The 20,671-nt window shown below is 71.3% G+C and carries 2 protein-coding genes (1 of these 2 only partly in view); both read right to left on the reverse strand.

The window, feature by feature from the left end:
- Entirely contained in the window at positions 1–19,062 is a 19,062-nt protein-coding gene (locus tag ACQP1O_RS39365) for a non-ribosomal peptide synthase/polyketide synthase (protein ID WP_433563370.1), read from the reverse strand.
- Positions 19,062–20,671 carry the end of an amino acid adenylation domain-containing protein gene (locus ACQP1O_RS39370; protein ID WP_433563371.1) on the reverse strand. 9,706 nt of this gene lie beyond the right edge of the window, so the window shows 1,610 of its 11,316 coding nt (coding positions 9,707–11,316); its start codon lies beyond the right edge, outside the window; it ends in the stop codon at positions 19,062–19,064. Before ACQP1O_RS39370 ends, ACQP1O_RS39365 begins: the two co-directional genes overlap by 1 nt.

Below are 20,671 nucleotides of genomic sequence, written 5' to 3' on the forward strand. Positions count from 1 at the left end.
CTAGGCACGGTCTTCCGAGCCGGCTGCGGCATGCAGGCCGGGTTCGTTCGAGAGCTGCCCGTTCAGGGCGTCGGCGACCACGGCGAGCGCCTCCGGGCTCGCCATCCGCCAGTGGGTGGCCCACACCGAGTGGTTGCGCAGTTCGCCGTCGATGGCGTCGGGCCAGCCCGAGATGCCCAGGGTTCCGGTCGGATCGTCCAGGGCCGCCGTGAAATACAGCAGGTCGCCGTGGAAGGGGCGAGGCCGGTAGCGGCCGATGAGCTCGAGCGAGGCCACGCCGCTGTCGATGATGCGAGCCAGGCGATCCGCGCCGACCGACGCGAAGGGCTCGGGCAGCGCGGCCAGCCGGTCGGCCAGAGCAGCCGGGTCGAGACCCTCGAGGTCGGCCGAGTCGCCGAGCAGGCCGCCCAGCATCTCCCCGATCGGCACGGTGACCGACTGGGCCCCGGCGTCGACCATGGGGCCGTCCACATCCAGCGAGCTGTCCAGCATGGCCAGCGTCGCCACCCGCTGCCCGTCGTCCTGCAGCCGCACCGCCACCGCGTGCGCGATGACGCCGCCCAGCGACCAGCCGAGCAGGTGGTACGGCCCCTCCGGCTGCACCCGGCGGATCTCCTCGACGTAGCGGTCGGCCCATTCCTCGATCGAATCCGGCAGCGGCACCGCGCTGCCCAGCGTCGGGGACTGCAGACCGTAGATCGGCCGGTCCGCCTCCAGGTGGGCGGTCAGGCCCGCGAAGGACCAGGCCACGCCGCCGATGGGGTGGATGCAGAACAGGGGCGCGCCGGTACCCTCGCGCAGCGGCAGCAGCACGTCGAAGGCGCGGTCCACCGCGAACTCCCGACGGCGCACCCGCGCCGCCAGGCCGCCCGGGGTGGGGTCGGTGAACAGCGCCAGTACCGGCACCGTGGTGCCGAAGGCCGTGCTCAGCTCGGCGGCCAGCCGCACCGCCAGCAGCGAGTTGCCGCCCAGCTCGAAGAAGTTGTCGTCCAGGCCGATTCGCTCCGCACCGAGCACCTCGGCGAAGACGGCGCACACGGTGCGCTCCACTTCGCTGGTGGGAGAGCGGAATTCGCGGGCCGCGAACACCGGTTCCGGCAGCGCGGCGCGGTCCAGCTTGCCGTTCGCATTGAGCGGCAGGGTATCCAGGACCATGAAGGCCGAGGGCACCATGTAGGACGGCAACCGTTCGCGTAGCGCGGCCGCCACCCGGTCGGTGTCGAGCGCGACGCCCGCGGCCGGGACCAGGTAGGCCACCAGGGTGCCGCCCTGCGCGCCCCGGTCCAGCACCAGCACCGCGGTCCGCGCGATCTGCGGCAGCGCCAGCAGCGCGGCCTCGATCTCGCCCAGTTCGATGCGGAAGCCGCGCACCTTCACCTGGAAGTCGGTGCGGCCCCGGTATTCCAATTCGCCCTCGGCGTTCCAGGCCACCAGGTCGCCGGTGCGGTACATGCGGTCGCCCGGTTCGAAGGGGTTGGCCACGAAGCGATCCGCGGTCAGTTCGGGGCGACGGAAGTAGCCGCGCGCCAGCTGCGCGCCCGCGAGGTACAGCTCGCCTTCCACCCCGGCGGGGACCGGCCGCAGCCGGGCGTCGAGGACGTAGACCCGCGAGTTCCACTCCGGTGCGCCGACCGGCACCGTGACCTGATCGTCCTCGGTCACATAGTGATTGGTGATCGAGACAGCGGCCTCGGTGGGGCCGTACAGGTTGTACAGCTCGGTGTCGGGCTGCGCCACGCGGAAGCGCTGGGCCAGCGGCGCGGGCAGCGCCTCACCGATGGCCAGCACCCGCCGCAGCGGCAGCTCGGGCAGGTCGGCTCCGGCGCTGAGCAGCGCGTCCACCATGGACGGCACCGCGTGCAGGGTGGTGACCCGCTCGCGGACCATGAGCTCGCGCAGGTAGGCCGGATCGCGCTGCCCGTCGGGGCGGGCGATGACCAGCCGGCCGCCGGACGCCGCCGCCGACCAGAACTCCCAGACCGACAGGTCGAAGGTGGCGGCGGTCTTCAGCAGGGCGGCGTCGTCATCGCCGAGCGCGAATTCCGAGGTCTTCCAGAGCAACTGGTTGACGATGGCCGCGTGCGGCACGGCCACGCCCTTCGGCCGTCCGGTGGAGCCGGAGGTGAAGATGACGTAGGCGGTGTGCTCGGGCCGCAGCCGGGCGCGACGCTCGGCGTCGCTGACCGGCTCGTCGGAGTATCCGGCCAGATCCAGCAGGTCGATGCGGACCTGGGCGGTGTCCACCGACAGGTCGGTGCCGGAGGTCAGCACGGTCACCGGGTCCGCGGTCGCGAGGATGTACTCGGTGCGGTCGGCGGGCTGGTCCGGATCCACCGGCACGTACGCGCCACCGGCGACCGACACCGCGAACATGGCGACCACCAGGTCCACCGAACGCCGCAGCGCCAGCGCCACCCGGCTCTCCGGGCCGACACCCAGCGAGATCAGGTGCCGGGCCAGGCGATTCACGCGCTCGCCGAGTTCGGCGTAGGTGACGGTAACCCGCTCGTCGCCGTCACTTACGAGCGCGATGGCGTCCGGGGTGTCGGCGATGGTGCGGTTCAGCAGGCCCGGCAGGGTGAGGGTGCGATCGGTCCGGTACCCGGTCTGGTTCCAGGACTTCAGGATTCGCGACCGCTCGGCCGTGGCCAGCAGTTCCAGGTCGCCGACCGGGGTCGCCGGGCCGGCCACGACCGCGTTGAGCAGGCGGTTCAGGCGTTCGGCGAACCCGGTAGCGGTGCCCTTGTCGAACAGGGCCGTGGCGTAGGTGAGCTGGGCGCTGAGTCCGGCCGGAGCGCCGTCGGCGGCGTAGCGGTCGGCGATCACCAGGTGCAGGTCGAACTGCGAGATGACGGTCTCGAAATCGGCCGCGCCGACCCGCAATCCGTCCAGTTCCAGCTCCGGGGACTCGACATTGTTGAACGAGAAGCCGACCTGGAACAGGGCGTGGCGAGCGGTGGAGCGGACCGGGTCGAGTGCCTCCACCAGGCGTTCGAACGGCACGTCGGCATGCGAGAAGGCGGTCAGGTCGGCTTCGCGCACTCCGGCCAGCAGGTCGGTGAAGTCGGCGGCCGGATCCACCGTGGTGCGCAGCACCAGGGTGTTGACGAACATGCCGACCAGATCGTCGAGGGCCTCGTCGCCGCGGCCCGCGACCGGTGAGCCGACCGCGATGTCGGTGGTGCCGGACAGCCGGGCCAGCAGCAGCGCCCAGGCCGCGTGCAGCACCATGAACAGGGTCGCGCCGTGCGCGCGGCCCAGTTCGGTGAGCCGCCGGTGCAGGTCGGCGTCGAGTTCGAACTCGACCGCCGCGCCCTCGGTGGACAGCACGGCCGGGCGCGGCCGATCCGACGGCAGGTCCAGCTGATCGGGCAGGCCCGCCAGCGCGTCGCGCCAGAAGGTGAGCTGCCGTGACAGCAGCGACCGCGGATCGTCCGCACTGCCCAGGCGGGCCCGCTGCCACAGCGCGTAGTCCGCGTACTGCACCGGCAGCGGCGTCCAGGCCGGGGCCTGGCCCGCGTGCCGGGCGGCGTAGGCGGCCATCACGTCGCGGGCCAGCGGGGCCATGGAGGCACCGTCGGCGGCGATGTGGTGCACCACCACGACCAGCACGTACTCGCTCTCCGTGCCCGCTAGCGCGAACAGGCGACCGCGCAGCGGGATACCGCTGGTGACGTCGAAGCCGGCCGACACGAATTCGGTGATCACACCGAACAATTCGCTCTGCTCTACCGAGATCGGTTGCAGCGACGGCAGTTCCACCTGCTCCATGGGCTGGATCACCTGCACCGGACCGGACTCGGTGAGCGGGTACACCGTCCGCAGCACCTCGTGCCGGGCCGCCACATCGGCCACCGCGGCCTCCAGGGCGGGGATGTCCAGCGTGCCGGACAGCCGGATCGGAATCGGCATGTTGTAGGCCGAGGAGTCGCCGTCGAAGCGGTTGAGGAACCACATGCGCTGCTGCGGCAGCGACAGTGGCACCGGCCCGGAGCCGGTGCGCGGGGCCAGGATCGGTTCGTCGGACGGCCGCACCGCGTCGGCGTCCACAGTGGCAGCCAGACCGGCCACGGTGGAGTGCTCGAAGACGGTGCGCATGGCCACGTCCGCGCCCAGCCGCGCCGACAGGCGGGCCGAGAGCTTCACCGCGCTCAGCGAGTTGCCGCCGAGGGCGAAGAAGTCGTCGTCCAGGCCGACCCGATCCGCGCCGAGCAGTTCGGCGATGGTGTCGGCCACGGCGCGCTCGACGACGGTCTCCGGGGCGCGGAACTCCGCGGTGCGGAAGACCGGCTCCGGCAGCGCCTTTCGGTCCAGCTTGGCCATCGGGGTCAGCGGGACGGCGTCGATGACCATGATCACGGCCGGGACCATATAGGCGATGAGCGAGCGGCCCACGAAGGCGCGCAGCTCCTCGGTGTCCACCACCCGCCCGGCGGCGGGCACCACGTAGGACACCAGCGACACGTCGCCGGTGCGGCCGGTGTGGCCGACGGTGACCGCGAATTCCACGCTCTCGTGGGCGATCAGCGCGGCGTCGATCTCACCCAGCTCGATACGCAGGCCGCGCACCTTCACCTGGTCGTCCGAGCGGCCCAGGTACTCCAGGGTGGGTTCGGCGGAGCCCGGGATGGGGCTGCGCACCCAGCGCACCAGGTCGCCGGTGCGGTAGAGACGGCCGCCGGGCGCGCCGTACGGGTCGGCCACGAAGCGGTCGGCGGACAGGCCCGCACGGCCGTGGTAGCCGCGCGCCAGACCCGGTCCGCGCAGGTACAACTCGCCCGCGGTGCCGTCCGGGACGGGCCGCAGCCGGTTGTCGAGCACGACCGCGGACTGACCGTCCACCAGGTCGCCGAGCACCACGCGGCCGTGCGGCGACAGCGGGTAGCTCATGTGGCTGATGATGGTGATCTCGGTGGGGCCGTATCCGTTGTACAGCTCGCGGGTGCCGCCCCAGCGGTCCACCAGGTCCTGACCGAAGCCCTCGCCACCGACGGTGAGATACGGCATGCCGCGCAGGGTTTCGGGGTCGAGGGTGTTGATCACCGCGGGGGTGAACACGCCGTGAGTGACGCCCTCGGACTCGATGAGCTCCTTCAGCTCCGCTCCGCCGATGATCTCCACCGGGGAGATCACCATGGCCGCGCCCACCGGGAACGCCATCAGAATCTCCAGGATGGAGGCGTCGAAGCTGGGCGAGGTGCGGTGCAGGACACGGGAACTCGACGTGGTCGGCGAGTGCCGGTGGTGCACGCCGGCGATGCCGATGATGCCCGCGTTGCCGACCACCACGCCCTTGGGGCGGCCGGTGGAACCGGAGGTGTAGATCATCCAGGCGGAATTGTCGGTGTGCACCGGACGCACCAGCTCGGCGGGCGTCGGGCGCGCACCGTGCAGCGCGGCCAGCCGTGCCGCGGTGGCCGGGTCGTCGAGTACCAGCCAGGCGCAGGTGCCGTGCGGCAGCCGGTCGGCGTACTCGGCGATCGTGATGCCCACGGGCGCGCCGGAATCCGACAGCATGAAGCCGATGCGGTCGGCCGGGTAGGTGGGGTCGACGGGCAGGAACGCGGCCCCGGTCTTGGCGACCGCGAACAGCGCCACCACCGAGTCCACCGAGCGCGGCACCGACAGGGCCACGAAATCCTCGGCCCCGACGCCATATTCGATGAGCAGTCGCGCCAGGCGCGAGGACCGCTCGTCGAGTTCCCGGTAGCTGATCTGCTCGCCTCGGTACACGAGCGCGGTGGCTGCTGGGTTGAGATCCACTGCCGCGCGCAGGATTTCGGCCAGCGACATCGGTTCCAGCGCCGCCGGGCCGCGGCGGGCCAGGATGGCGCTCCGCTCACCGGGCGAGAGCACCTCGACGCCGCCGAGGGGGCGGGTCGGGTCCGCGGTGACGGTGCCCAGCACCCGGCCGAAGCGGCGCAGCAGGTCGCGGGCGGTGTCCTCGTCGTAGAGATCGGTGGCGTAGACCAGTTCGACCACCAGGTTGCCGTCGACGTCGAGGTCCTGGCCGACGGAGAAGGTGAGGTCGAATTTGGCGACGGTGTCGTCGAAGTCGACCGGTTCCAGCACCAGGCCGGGCACGGCGTGGGTGCCGTTGTCCAGGTCGAGATAGTTCAGCGACACCGTGAACAGCGGATGCCGGGAAGTCTCGGGGGTCACCTCGAGAGCGCTGACCACCTGCTCGAACGGGACAGCGGCGTGCGCGAAGGCAGCCAGATCCGCCGCCCGGGTCTCGGCCAGCAGTTCGGCGAAGGTGCGGTGCGCGGCCGGTCGGGTCCGCAGCGCAAGGGTATTGACGAACATGCCGACCGCGCGATCCAGCACGGGTTCGTCCCGGCCCAGTACCGGTGTGCCGACGACGATGTCGTCGCTGCCGGACAGCCGTGCCAGCAGCGTGGACAACGCGGCGTGCAGCACCATGAACGGAGTGGCGTGTTGCCGGCGCGCGATCTCGCGCACCCGTTCGCCGATGCCGCCGCCGATGCGGCCGCGCACCACCGCGCCCCGGAAGGAGGCGACAGCCGGGCGGGGACGGTCCGCGGGCAGGGTGATCTCGTCGGGGACGCCGGCGAGAGTCGCACGCCAGTAGTCCAACTCGGTCTCGCCGACCGCCTCCAACACCCGGTGCCGCCATAGCGAGTAGTCGGCATGCTGGACGGGCAGAGGCTCCCAGGCGGGCTCGTTCCCGGCGGTGCGGGACAGGTAGGCCAGCACCACGTCGGCCAGCAGCGGATCGGTGGACGCACCGTCACCGGCGATGTGGTGCAGCACCGCGACCAGTACGTGGCTGGTCTCGGATTCGCGCAGCAGCATGGCGCGCAGCGGCAGTTCGGTGGTGACATCGAAACCGGCGGCGGCGAATTCGTAGAACCGCTCCACCACCGACCCGGTGACGAACTCCATGGGCAGGTCGATGAGGGTGCCCACGGGCAGGATCACCTGGTGGCCCACGCCCTCGGCGTCCATCGGGTAGACCGTGCGCAGCACCTCGTGCCGGGCCATGACATCGGCCATGGCCGCCCGCAGCGCCTCGAAGTCGAGGTCGCCGATGAGCCGCACCGCGAACGGGATGTTGTAGGCGGGCGAGGCCGGATCCAGCCGGTTGAGCAGCCACATGCGGGTCTGAGACGGCGACAGGGGGATTCGCGTCGGGCGCTCGACCGCCACCAGCGGCGGCAGCGTGCGCCGGCCCGCACCGGTGACCACCGGGGCCAGCAGGGCCACGGTCGGGGCCTCGAACACCGTGCGCACGCCGAGATCGCAGCCGAAGGCGGCATTGATCCGGGCGACCAGGCGCATGGCCAGCAGCGAGTTGCCGCCGCGTTCGAAGAAGTCGTCATCCGCTCCGATGGGGTCCGCGCCGCCTCCCCGCGCTTCCCCGAGCAGCTCTCCGATGAGGTCGGCCAGCAGTGTTTCCGCCCCGGGGTTCGGGAGGCGGTAAGCCGTTGCCGCGGCGGTGAATTCGACCTTCGGCAGGACGGACCGATCGAGCTTGCCGACGCTGGTGCGCGGCATGTCCTCGAGCACCACCAGGTGCGCCGGAACCATGTAGGAGGGCAACCGATCCCGGGCGTGGTCCAGGACGGCCGCAGCGGAAAGGCCGGGACCGGAGACGTATCCGATCAGGCATTCGGTGCCCGCGCTGTCGCGGTCGAGCACCACCACGGCATTGGCGACATCGGCGGCCGACAGCAGCGCGGCCTCGATCTCGCCGAGCTCGACGCGCTGGCCGCGCAGCTTCACCTGGAAGTCGTTGCGGCCCAGGTACACCAGGTTCCCGGCGCGGTTCCAGCGCACCAGGTCGCCGGTGCGGTACATGCGCGCGCCGGGCACGCCGAACGGGTCGGCGACGAAGCGTTCGGCGGTGAGCCCGCCGCGCGCCTGGTAGCCGCGCGCCAGCTGGGTGCCCGACAGGTAGAGCTCGCCGATGACGCCGGTCGGGACCGGCCGCAGGCGGGCGTCGAGCACGTAGACGCGGGTGTTCCAGTTGGGCAGGCCGATGGCGACCTCGTAATCCGGGTCGGCATCGGTGAACTCGTGGTACACCGCCGAGATGGCCGCCTCGGTGGGGCCGTAGGCGTTGTGCACCGCACCGGAGACGTGGGCGCGCAGCGCGCCCAGCAGTTCGGCGGGCAGTGCCTCACCACCGGTGTGCAGGTGGCGGAACGACCGCAGTGCCTCGCCGTGGCCCTCCGCGACCAGCGCGGCCAGCACCGACGGCACGTGCTCGGCGATGGTGACGCCGTGCTCGCGCATGCGGGCAGCCAGGTAGTCCAGGTCCTGGTGGCCGCCGGGCCTGAGCAGCGCCAGCGGCGCGCCGGTGAGGGCGGGCAGGAAGCACTCCCACACCGAGACGTCGAAGGCCAGCGGCGCGCGCTGCATGATGCGGTCGGATTCGGTGACGCCGTAACGGTTCTCGAGCCAGCGCAGCTGGTTCATGATGGCGCGGTGGCTGGTGCCGACGCCCTTCGGCTTGCCGGTGGAGCCGGAGGTGAACAGCACGTAGGCCAGGTTGTCCGGACGCAGAGGGCGGGCGCGTTCGGCATCCGTGATCGGGGCGGCCGAGAATCCGGAGGTGTCGGCGTCGGTGACCGACAGGGTCCGGATGCCTTCCAGCTCGCGCAGTTCCGCGCCGCCGACGGTGAGCACCAGGCGGGCGTCGGAGGTGGCGAGCACGTGGGCGAGGCGGTCGGCCGGGTGCTCGGGATCGACCGGGACGTAGGCCGCGCCCGCGTGCACGATGCCGTAGAGGGCGACCATCAGGTCCAGGCCGCGTACCGCGGTGACGCCGACGATGTCGTCAGGGCCGATGCCGTCGCGAATCAGCAGGCGCGCCAGCCGATTCGCGCGCTCGGCGAGTTCCGCCCAGGTCATGGTCGCGCCGTCGAGTTCGACGGCGACCGCGTCGGCCGACAGCTCGGCGCGGCGGTCGAGCAGGTCGGCCAGAGTCTCGCGGGGCAGCGCCCGCACGGTGGCATTGCGGTCCGACAGCAGCAGGCCGCGTTCGGCCACCGACATGAGCTCCAGCTCCGCCACCGCCGCGCGCGGGTCGGTGACGAGCGCGCGCAGCACCCGCTCGTACCAGGCCAGGAAGTCGCCGATGGTCTCGGCGTCGAAAAGGTCTGCGGCGTAGTGCAGGTGGACGTCGATCCCGGCAGGCGCGCCGTCGGCGTAGTGGTCACTGAGCGTCCAGTCCTGATCGAACTGGGTGGGCAGCATCCCGGCGTCCAGGCCGCTGATGGCCAGGCCGCGTAGCCGGATATCGGGCTGGGCCAGGTTCTGCATGGTGAAGCCGACCTGGTAGATCGGCGAATGCGACTGGGAGCGCACCGGATTCAGTGCGTCCACCAGCGTCTCGAACGGCACCGTGGCGTGGTCGAAGGCGGCCAGGTCGTGCTCGCGCACCTCGGCCAGCACCTCCGCCAGGCTGGCGTCCGCCCGCACCCGGGTGCGCAGCACCACGGTATTGACGAACATGCCGACCAGCTCGTCGAGGGCCTGATCGCCGCGCCCGGCGACCGGCGTGCCCACCACGATGTCCGCTTGCCCGGACACCCGCGCCAGCAGCACGGCCAGCGCGGTGTGCAGCACCATGAACGGGGTGACGCGATGTTCGGCCGCGAATTCCACCACGGCCGTGTGCAGTTCGGCGTCGAGCACGGCGGTCCGGGCCCCAGCCCGGCCGGTGGCCACGGCGGGGCGCGGCCGATCGATCGGCAGGGCCAGCACATCGGGGGCTCCGGCCAGTTCGCGCTGCCAGAAGCGCAGTTGGCGGGCCAGCACCGAGGTCACGTCCTCGGGCTCGCCCAACACGCGGCGCTGCCACAGGGCGTAGTCGGCGTACTGCACGGGCAGGGGCCGCCAGTTCGGCGCGGTGGACGCGCAGCGGGCCACGTACGCCTGGGCCAGATCGCGGGTGAGCGGGGTGAGCGACCAGCCGTCGGCGGCGATGTGGTGCACCACGATCAGCAGCACGTAGGTGTCGGCCTCGTCGGTGACGCGCAGCAGCCGGGCGCGCAGCGGCACCTCGGCGGTGACGTCGAAGGCGGTGCGGGCCAGACCCTCCGCCAGCGCGGGCAGTTCGGCCGCTGCCACCGGCCGCGGTTCCAGGTCCACCAGGCGGGTCCCGGCGGGCAGCACCACCTGACGGCCCACGCCGTCCTGCTCGGGGTAGATGGTGCGCAGAGTCTCGTGCCGGTCGATGAGGTCGTCGACCGCGGCGCGCAGCGCCTCGACGTTCAGCGATCCGGTGAGGCGCAGCGCGAACGGCAAGTTGTAACCGCCGCCGGCGGTGTCGAACCGGTTGAGGAACCACATGCGCTGCTGGGCGATGGACAGCGGGACCACATCGCCGCGATCCTGCGGAACCACCGGCGGCAGTGCCGTATTCGCGTCGACCTCGGTGTCGTGGGCGTCGAGCCGGGCGGCCAGATCGGCCACGGTGGAGGCTTCGAAGACCATGCGTACACCGGCGGCGATGCCGGTGGCCTTGGAGACGCGCGCCACCAACTGGGTGGCGATGAGCGAATTGCCACCCAGGGTGAAGAAATCGTCGTCCAGGCCGACCCGCCCGGTGCCGTTCTCCGTCCCGGAGATGCCGAGCACCTCGGCGAAGACGGCGGCCACGGTCCGCTCGGTCGCGGTCTGCGGCGAACGGAAGGCGCGGACCTGCGCGGCCGGGGCAGGCAGGGCGCGGCGATCCAGTTTCCCGTTGACGGTCAACGGGATCCGGTCCATGACCACAATGGCCGTTGGCACCATGTAGGACGGCAGCGACTCGGCCGCGCCGTCGCGCACGGCGTCCCCGGTGAGCGCGGCACCGTCCTCGGGCACCACGTAGGCCACGATGCGCTGATCGCCCGGCTGATCCTCGCGCACGACGACCGCGGCCTGGGCCACGCCCGGCTGAGCCAGCACGGCCGACTCGATCTCACCGAGCTCGATACGGAAACCACGCACCTTCACCTGATCGTCGGCGCGACCCAGGTATTCCAGCTCACCGAAACGGTTCCAGCGCGCCACATCACCGGTGCGGTAGAGGCGACCGCCGGGCGTGCCGAAGGGCGAGGCCACGAAGCGGCCCGCCGACAGATCCGGGCGGCCCAGGTAGCCGCGCGCCAATTGCGGTCCGGCCACATACATTTCGCCCGCGACACCCACCGGCACCGGGTGCAAGCGGTCATCGAGGACATACACGCTCAGACCCGCGATGGCCCGGCCGACCACCGAACCAGTCGCGGCGGCGATGGTGTCGGCATCGAGCACCCGCACGGACACGTGCACGGTGGTCTCGGTAATGCCGTACATGTTCACCAGATACGGAGTGGAATCACCATGACGGGCAACCCAATCCGAGAGGCGCCGCAGCTCGAGCGCCTCACCACCGAAGACCACATAACGCAGCGCCAGCGACTGCTCGTCACCAACAGCCGAATCCGATTCCCGGCTCGCCGAAGACGCGATCCGGTCCGCCTCGGCCAACTGATAGAAGGCCGACGGAGTCTGGTTGAGCACCGTGACCCGTTCACGGCGCAACAGTTCCAGGAACTGCTCCGGCGAGCGAGACACGTAGTAGTCGACCACGACCAACTTGCCGCCATAGAGCAGCGGACCCCACAACTCCCACACCGAGAAATCGAACGCATACGAGTGGAACAGCGTCCACACATCATCAGGCCCGAAACCGAACTCACGATCGGTATTCGCCATGAGCCGCACCACATTCCGATGCGCCACCGCCACACCCTTGGGGCGACCGGTCGAACCGGAAGTGTAGATCACGTACGCGACGTGATCCGGGCGCAACGCGACCCGGCGATCGGCATCGGTGACCGGGGCATCGGATACAGTGGTCTCCGCGGCGGAGTCCTCGATCAGGACGACCGGAAGCGCCTCCGGCAGCTCGACTTCCACGGCGCTATCGGTCAGCACGCCGGTCGGCTGCGCGTCCGAGAGCACGTAGGCGATGCGGTCGGCCGGGTAGGTCGGATCGATCGGCACGTAGCCCGCACCGGTCTTGACGACCGCGAGCAAGGCCACCACCAGGTCCGCCGAACGGGGCAGAAGCACCGCCACCAACGACTCCGGACCCGCGCCCGCACTGATCAGCCTGCGCGCCAGCACATTCGCGCGCCGATCCATTTCGCCGTAGGTGAGCTCCTGGTCACCGAAGCGCACCGCGACCCGCTCAGCATTCTCCGCCACGGCGGCGTCGAACAGGCTCGACAGCGTCGCCTCCGAGTCGGCGGCGGGCTCGCCCGACGCCACCCAGGTCTCGACGACCGCGCTTCGCTCCTCGGCGTCGAGCAGGTCGACATCGCCTACGAGCACCGAGGGATCAGCTGCCACCGCGCGCAGCATGCGGTCCCAGCGGACCGCGATCGCGGCGGCGGTCTCGGCGTCGAAAAGCTCATCGGCGTAGCGCAGTACGCCGTCGAGCGCGCCCTGCCCGTCGTCGTCGACCACCAGGTGCAGATCGAACTTGGCGGTCGGGTCGGTGAGCGGCACCGGGCTCACGGTGAGTCCCGGCAGGCGCAGGTCCGCCAACCGGCCCTCGCCGCCGCCGAAGCTCAGCATGGTCTGGAACAGCGGATGCGCGCCGGTGGTGCGATCGATGACGAGCTCGTCCACGATCTGCTCGAAGGGCAGTTCGGCATTGGCGAAGGCCGCCAGATCGGCGTCCCGTACCCCGGCCAGCACCTCGGTGAACGAATCCGCCGCCGCGACCGTGGTGCGCAGCGCCAGGGTGTTCACGAACATGCCGATGAGGCCGTCCAATTCGCGTTCGCCGCGCCCGCCGACGGGCGTGCCGATCACGATGTCCGAGGAGCCGGTCAGCCTGGCCAGGGTGGCGGCGAAGACCGCGTGCACCACCATGAACAGGGTCACGCCCTGCGCTCGGGCCAGCTCGCGCAGGCCGGTGGCCACCTCGGCGGGAATGCTGAAATCGACTGTGCCGCCGGTGTTGCGCGGCTGCGCGGGACGGGGGCGGTCGACCGGCAGCGGCAGCTGGGCGGGGGCCGCGGCCAGCGCGTCGCGCCAGAACTCCAGCTGCTGATGTGCGAGATCGCCGGGCGTGCGGGTGGATCCGAGGACTTCGCGCTGCCACAGGCTGTAATCGGCGTACTGGACCGGCAGCGGCTCCCACTCGGGGGCGACGCCGGCCAGCCGGGCGTGGTAGGCCGACATCAGGTCGGTGACCAACGGACGCAGTGACAAGGCGTCACCGGCGATATGGTGCACCACCACGACCAGGACGTACTCATCGGCGTTCAGGGGGGAGTCGGGGCCGCGATCGACCACGAGCAGCGCGATGCGCGAAGGCAATTCGCGGGTGACGTCGAAGCCGGCCTGCGCGATGGCCGTGACGGCTTCCGTCACCTCGTCCTGCCGCACCGGGACCGGGGTCAGGGTGAGTCCGATATCCGCGGCGTCCAGGACCTGCTGGTAGGGGCCGGTCTCGTCCTCGGGGTACTGGGTACGCAGCGATTCGTGGCGCGCCAGCACATCCATGACGGCCGTCTCCAGGGCGACCGCGTCGAGGCGGCCGGACAGCCGCAGCACCAGCGGGAGGTTGTAGAGGCTGGGGCCGTCCAGCTCGTTCTCGAGCCGGTTGAGGAACCACAGCCGCTGCTGCGCGGGCGAGAGCGGAATCCGCTCGGGCCGCACCCGCGCGGTCAGCGTGGGACGCGATGCGGTGCTGGACAGCCGGCTCGCGGCGGCGGCGAACCCGGCCACCGACCCGGCCTCGAACAGCATCCCGACCGGCACCCGCACGCCGAGTTCCGCGCCGGCGCGCGCGGTCACCTGGGTGGCCAGCAACGAGCTGCCGCCGAGGGCGAAGAAGTCGTCATCCAGACCGACCCGGTCGAGGCCGAGCACCTCGGCGAAGACGCGGGCCACCACCCGCTGCGCCGCGTCCACCGGGGCGCGGAAGCGCTTGGCGGCCAGGGCCGGAACGGGCAGGGCCGCGCGGTTCAGCTTGCCGCTGGTGCCCAACGGAAACTCGGTGAGCTCCACGACGGCGGTCGGCACCATATAGGGCGGCAGCAGCGCGGTCAGCCGCTCCCGCAGCGCCTCGGTGTCGATCTCCGCTTCCTCCGCGGCGATCACGTATCCGGCCAGGTAGTCGCCGGTGTCGGCGGTGATCAGCCGGACGGCGGCCTGCGCCACCTCCGGCGCGGTGAGCAGCGCGCTCTCGATATCGGCCAGTTCGATGCGCTGACCACGGAACTTGATCTGGAAGTCGATGCGGCCCAGGTAGGCCAGTTCGCCGTCGCGGGTCCACTTCACCAGGTCGCCGGTGCGGTACATGCGCGCGCCCGGATTGCCGAAGGGGTTGGCCACGAAGCGATCCGAGGTGAGGTCGGCGCGATCGTAGTAGCCGCGCGCCAATTGCACACCGGCCAGGTACAACTCGCCGGGCACCCCGATCGGGGCGGGGCGCAGCCGCGCGTCCAGCACGTAGACCTGGGTGTTCCACTCGGGCTCGCCCATGGGCACCGCGGGGGCGAGCTCGTCGGCCTCGCGGTAGGTGACGGTGATGGCGGCCTCGGTCGGGCCGTAGAGGTTGTGCAGGGTCGCGTCGGAGACGGCCCGGAAGGCCGCGACGGTCTCGGCCGGGAACGCCTCGCCGGCGACGAAAACGTCACGCAGCGAATCCAATTCGCCCGGCTCGGCGTGCGCGGCGAACACCGACAGCATCGAGGGCACGAAGTCGGTCAGCGTGACGCCCCGCGCGGCAATGGTTTCCGCCAGGTAGCGGGCGTCGCGGTGGCCGTCCGGGGCGGCCAGCACCAGCGTCGCGCCGACCCGCAGCGGCAGGAAGTAGCCCCACAGCGAGACGTCGAAGGTGCTGGGCGTCTTCTGGAGGTAGACATCCGACCGGCTGATGCCGTATTCGGCCTGCATCCAGGCCATCTGGTTGGCGATGGCGCGGTGGCTCACGGCCACGCCCTTGGGGGTGCCGGTGGAGCCGGAGGTGAACAGCACGTAGGCCGGGTGCTCGGGGTGGACGGGGGCGCGGCGCTCGCGGTCGCCGATCTTGCCCGCCGCGAAGCCGGACAGGTCGGCCTCGTCCACACGCAGCACCGGGGCGGCGTCGGTGTGGAAGGCGTCGACGGCGGTGGTGAGCACCAGCGCCGGGCGTGCGGTGTCCAGCACGGTGGCGATGCGCTCGGCCGGGTGGCTCGGATCGATCGGCACGTAGGCGGCCCCGGCGCGCAGCACGGCGTACATGGCCACCACCAGCTCGGCCGAGCGCGCCATGGCCAGGACCACCAGCGACTCCGGGCCCACGCCCGCCGCGATGAGCCGGCGGGCCAGGCGGTTGGCGCGCTCGGAAAGCTCGGCGTAGGTGAGGGTTTCGTCACCGGAGACCAGGGCGACGGCGCCCGGGGTGCGCTGCGCCTGGGCGTCGAAACCGGCGTGCAGCAGGGTGTCGGCGACCTTCGCGCCGGTGGCGTTCCAGCTGCCCAGCACGTATTCGAGCTCACCGGCGTCCAGCAGCTCGATATCGCCGACGGCGCGTTCGGCGTCCGCGGTGGCCGCGCTCAGCAGGCGCAGGAACTTGGCGGCGAACTCCGCGACCGTGCCCTCGTCGAAAAGGTCGGTGGCATAGGTGAAGTCGACCCGGTAGCCCGCATCCTCGTCGGTGATCTCGAGGTTCAGATCGAATTTGGCGACGGCCTGGTCGAATTCGACCAGCTCGGCGGACATGCCCGGCAGCGCGAGCGCCGGAATGCCCTGGTTCTGCATGAACAGCGCCACCTGGAACAGCGGGTGCCGGTTGCGGGCGCGCACCGGGTTGAGCACCTCCACCAGGCGCTCGAAGGGCACCTCGCGGTGGGCGAAGGCGCGCAGGTCGCGATCGCGGGCGTGGTCCACCAGGTCGGCGAAGGACCGGTCGCCGCGCACCTCGGTACGCAGCACCAGGGTGTTGACGAACATGCCGATCAGGTCGTCGAGGGCGGCCTCGCCGCGCCCGGCGACCGGGGTGCCGATGGCGATGTCGGTGGTGGCGGACAGCCGCGACAGCAGCGCGGCCAGGGCGGCGTGCAGCACCATGAACGGCGTGGCCTGGCGGCTCGCGGCCACCGCCTCGACGGCGGCGCGGAGGTCGGCCGGGACCGAGGTCCGGTAGGTCGCGCCGCGGTAGCTCGACACCGCCGGGCGGGGCCGGTCGGCGGGCAGGTCCAGCTGCGCCGGCAGCTCGGCGAGTTCGGCGGTCCAGAAGGCGAGCTCGCGGGCCGCGGTGGACTCCGGGTCGGCCTCGTCGCCCAGCACCGCGCGCTGCCACAGCGCGTAGTCGGCGTACTGCACTGTCAGCGGGTGCCAGCCGGGCAGCATCCCGGCCTCACGCGCCGCGTAGGCGACCACCAGGTCGCGCACCAGCGGGCCCAATGAGAACCCGTCGGCGGCGATGTGGTGCACCACCAGCACCAGGGCGTGGTCGTCCGCGCCCAGGCGCAGCAGCCGCAGCCGCAGCGGGACTCGTGCGGCGACGTCGAAACCGCGTGCGGCCGCGTCGATCACGGCCCGCAACAGCTCTCGCTCGTCCGTCTCGACCGGGGTGAGATCCAGCTCGGCGAGCCCGGATTCCCCTGCCGCACCGATCATCTGAACCGGGCCGCCGGTGGTCTGCGGGTAGTGGGTGCGCAGAATCTCGTGCCGGTCGACCAGGTCGGCGACCGCCGCACGCAGAGCGGTGACATCGAGGGAGCCGCGCAGGCGCAGGGCCGCGACCACGTTGTCCACGGCGGCAGGATCGAAATCGGCCGTGCCCGAACCGTCCTGCGCCAACTGGTTGAGGAACCACATGCGCTGCTGCGCGGGCGACAGCGGCAGCGCCTCGGGCCGCGCGCCGGACGCCAGCACCGGCACGGAATCCGCACCGGAAGTGGCATTCTCGGCCAGCGCGGCGAGCGCCGCCACGGTCGGCCGGTCGAAGAAGTCACGCACGTCCACGACCACGCCCAGCGATTCGCGGATCCGGGCGATGACGCGGGTGGCGACCAGGGAATTGCCGCCCAGCATGAAGAAGTCGTCGTCGGCGCCGATCCGCTCGACACCGAGCAGGTCGGCGAAGGCCACCGCTACCGCCCGCTCGGCGGGCGTCGCGGGCTCACGGTAACCGACGGCCAGGTCCGCGTACACCGGTTCGGGCAGTGCCCGCCGATCCAGCTTGCCGTGCGCGCTCACCGGCATCTCCGGCAGCGACACCAGCAGCGAGGGCAACATATAGCCGGGCACATGCGCCTGGGCGGCGGAAAGCACCGCGGCGGTATCGATCTCGGCACCACGGGCCGGCACCACATAGCCGACCAGCGCCTGCTCACCGGTCGCCCGGGTGTGCAGCACGACGACCGCCTGCGCGACGGTCTCGTCGCGCAGCAGCGCGGCCTCCACCTCCCCGAGCTCGATGCGCTGGCCGCGCAGCTTGACCTGGAAGTCACTGCGGCCCAGGTACTCCAGTTCGGTGGGACCGCCATCGATCCCGGCCACCCAGCGCACCAGGTCACCGGTGCGGTACATGCGATCACCGGCCGGCCCCTCCGGGTTGGCCACGAACCGTTCCGCGGTCAACCCCGGACGGTTGAAATAGCCTCGGGCCAACTGACTTCCGCCCAGATACAGCTCACCCACGACACCCGGCGGCACCGGGCGCAGATCCTCGTCGAGCACCAGCAGTTCGACATCGTCTCCGGGCATGCCCAGCGGCACCGAATCGACGTCCGCGGCGGTCACCTCGTGGGTGGTGACCATGATGACGGCCTCGGTCGGACCGTAGATGTTGTACAGGGTCGCGCCGTTGACGCTGCGGAAGCCAGCGGCGGTGGCGGCGGGCAGTGCCTCGCCGCCGGCGATGATGAAGCGCAGCGAATCGCTGAGCCCCTCGGAATCGGCCTCGGCCGCGGCGATGAGCACCGACAGCATGGACGGCACGAAGAAGGCCGCGGTGATCTGCGCCTCGCGCATGGTGCGGAGCAGATAGTCGGTGTCGCGGTGGCCCTCGGGCTCCGCGATCACCAGCCGGGCGCCGTTCTGCAGGGGCAGGAAGATCTCCCACATCGAGACGTCGAAGGTGTAGGGAGTCTTGAACAGCATGATGTCCGTGGATGACAGCGTCATCAGCCGCTGCTGCCAGTGGAACACCGACTGGATCGCCTGGTGCGTGATGGCCACACCCTTGGGGCGGCCGGTGGAGCCGGAGGTGAACAGCAGGCAGGCGAGGTTGTCATTGCCCGGCTGCGCTAGCCGCGGGTCGTCGGCCGGGGACGGCACCCGGGCCGGGTCCGCCGCCAATTCCCTTGCGGTGGCCTCGAATTCGTCGATTCGCAGCACCGGCACGCTGCCGTCGAAATCGGGCTGGTCGGCGGTGGTGGTGAGCAGCAGCGCGGGCGCGGACACCTCGAGCACGTAGCTGATGCGATCGGACGGGTGATCCGGGTCGATGGGCAGGTACGCGCCGCCCGCCTCCAGGATCGCGTACATGCCGACCAGCATTTCGAAGGAACGCCGGGCCGCGATGGCCACCAGCACGTCCGGGCCCACGCCCAGGTCGCGCAGGTGCCGCGCCAGCACCGTGATCCGCGCCGCGAACTGCGCGTAGGTCAGCCGCTCGCCCCTGAACTCCAGGGCGACCGCGTCCGGAGTGAGCCGAGCCTGCTGGCGAAACTGCGTGGTCAGCGTCTCGACCGGGGCCAGATTCGGTTCCAGCACATCGGAAGCGGCGGCGACGGCGTCATCGATGAGCGCCTCCAGCACCGCCGTCAGCTCGCCCGCCGGACCGTCCATGAGCGCGGGCAGCTGCCCGGACACCACGACCTGGATCAGCGCCTCCGGTTCGAGAGCACCGCCCATGGCCTCGGTCAGCACGGCCAACTCGGCGGCCAGCGCACCGTAGGCGACGGTGTCGCCGGCGTACCGGAGGGCCACGCGCTCGGGGTCCAGCTCGGCCACGACCGCTATGAGGTTCGGTAGATCGCCGGCGCCATAGGCCCGGCGCAGGACTGCGAACCGGCCGGTCCGGCTGACAGCGATCGACTCCGCATAGTGCATCAGAGGTTTCCTTCCGACGAGCTTTCCGAGCTCCGGACCAGGGTCTGCGTCTGGTCGACCAGCGTGCTCAGAACTTGGCCGAGACCGGCCCCGCCGAGGGCGGTCAGGATGCCGGGCACCAATCCGGCGAGTGCGACGTTCACCAGGGCTTCCGGTTTGGCGGCGGGACCCATGGCCCGGGCGGTGGTGCCGATCTTTTCGGCGAAGGCCCGGTAGGTGACGGTGCGATCGCCGTGCTCGAACGCGATCGCCTCGGGGGCGATCACGGCCGCGGCGGCGATCAGGGCGGGCAGGTCGGCCGGGGCGTGCCCGGCCGAATCTCCCTCGGGCAAGGCGGATCCGGTCGCGGTCGCACCCGCGCGACCGATCCGCTCGGCATCGACACGAATGTCGATGGTGCGCACCTGGGCGGTCGCGTCCGCGACCACGGTGCGCAGGACCAGCAGCAGCCGCTGCGCCAGCAGCCGCACGGTGTGTTCACCGAAAATATCGGTGGCGTAACCGAACCGCATGCTCAGGCCGGTGACCCGGCCGCCGTCGTCACGGCGCTCGACGACGGTGAGCTGGAGGTCGAACTTGGCCTCCTCGAGCTGCGCCTCCAGCGCCTCGACCACCAGGCCCGGCAACTCCACCGCGCCCGCCGCGATGTTCTGGAAGGCGAACATGACCTGGAACAGCGGGGTCACCGCAGCCGAACGCGCGCTGCCGGTGGCGGCCGAGACCGCCTCCACCACCCGTTCGAAGGGCACCTCGGCGTGGGCGAAGGCCGCCAGATCGCGGTCGCGCACCTGGCGCAGCAGCTCCTGGAAGGACAGCTTGCCGTCCACCTCGGTGCGCAGCACCACGGTATTGACGAACATGCCGATCAGGTCGTCCAAGGCCCGTTCCCCGCGACCCGCGACCGGGACGCCGACCGAGATGTCGCGCTGGCCGGACAGTTTGGCCAGCAGCACCGCGAAAGCGGCGTGCACGACTCCGAACAGGGTGGCCCCGTGTTCGCGGCCCAGCCCGCTCAGGCGCTCGGTGGTGTCCTGGTCCACCTCGAATTCGACCGTCGCGCCCTGCATATCGCGGCGGGCCGGTCGCGGCCGATCGGTGGGCAGTGTCAATTGCTCGGGCGCGGAGGACAATTCGTCGACCCAGAAGCGGAGCTGACGCGATATCAGGCTCTCCGCCACGGTGTCCGAGCCGAGCAGCTCGCGCTGCCAGGCCGCGAAGTCGCCGTACTGCACCTCGAGCGGCAACCAGCCGGGTGCCCGGTCCGCGGCCCGGGAGGTGTAGGCCAGCACCAGGTCCCGGGTCAGCGGGACCACCGAGTAGCCGTCGGCGCTGATGTGGTGCACCACCACGACCAGCACGTGCTCGTGCGGGGTCAGCCGGAACAGCCGCATCCGCACCGGCGGGGCGGCGGTGACGTCGAAGCCGCCGGCCACCACCTCGGCCACCCGATCGTGAATCTCGCTCTGCGATACAGCGATCGGGGAGAGACCGGCGTCGAGTTCGTCGGGACCGAACACCAGCTGCACCGGCTCGCCGTTCTTCTCCGGGTAGCTGGTGCGCAGGATCTCGTGGCGCTCCAGCACATCCCGCAGCGCGGCGTTGAGCGCGG

The sequence above is a fragment of the Nocardia sp. CA-151230 genome, assembly GCF_050942175.1.
GTDB lineage: Bacteria > Actinomycetota > Actinomycetes > Mycobacteriales > Mycobacteriaceae > Nocardia.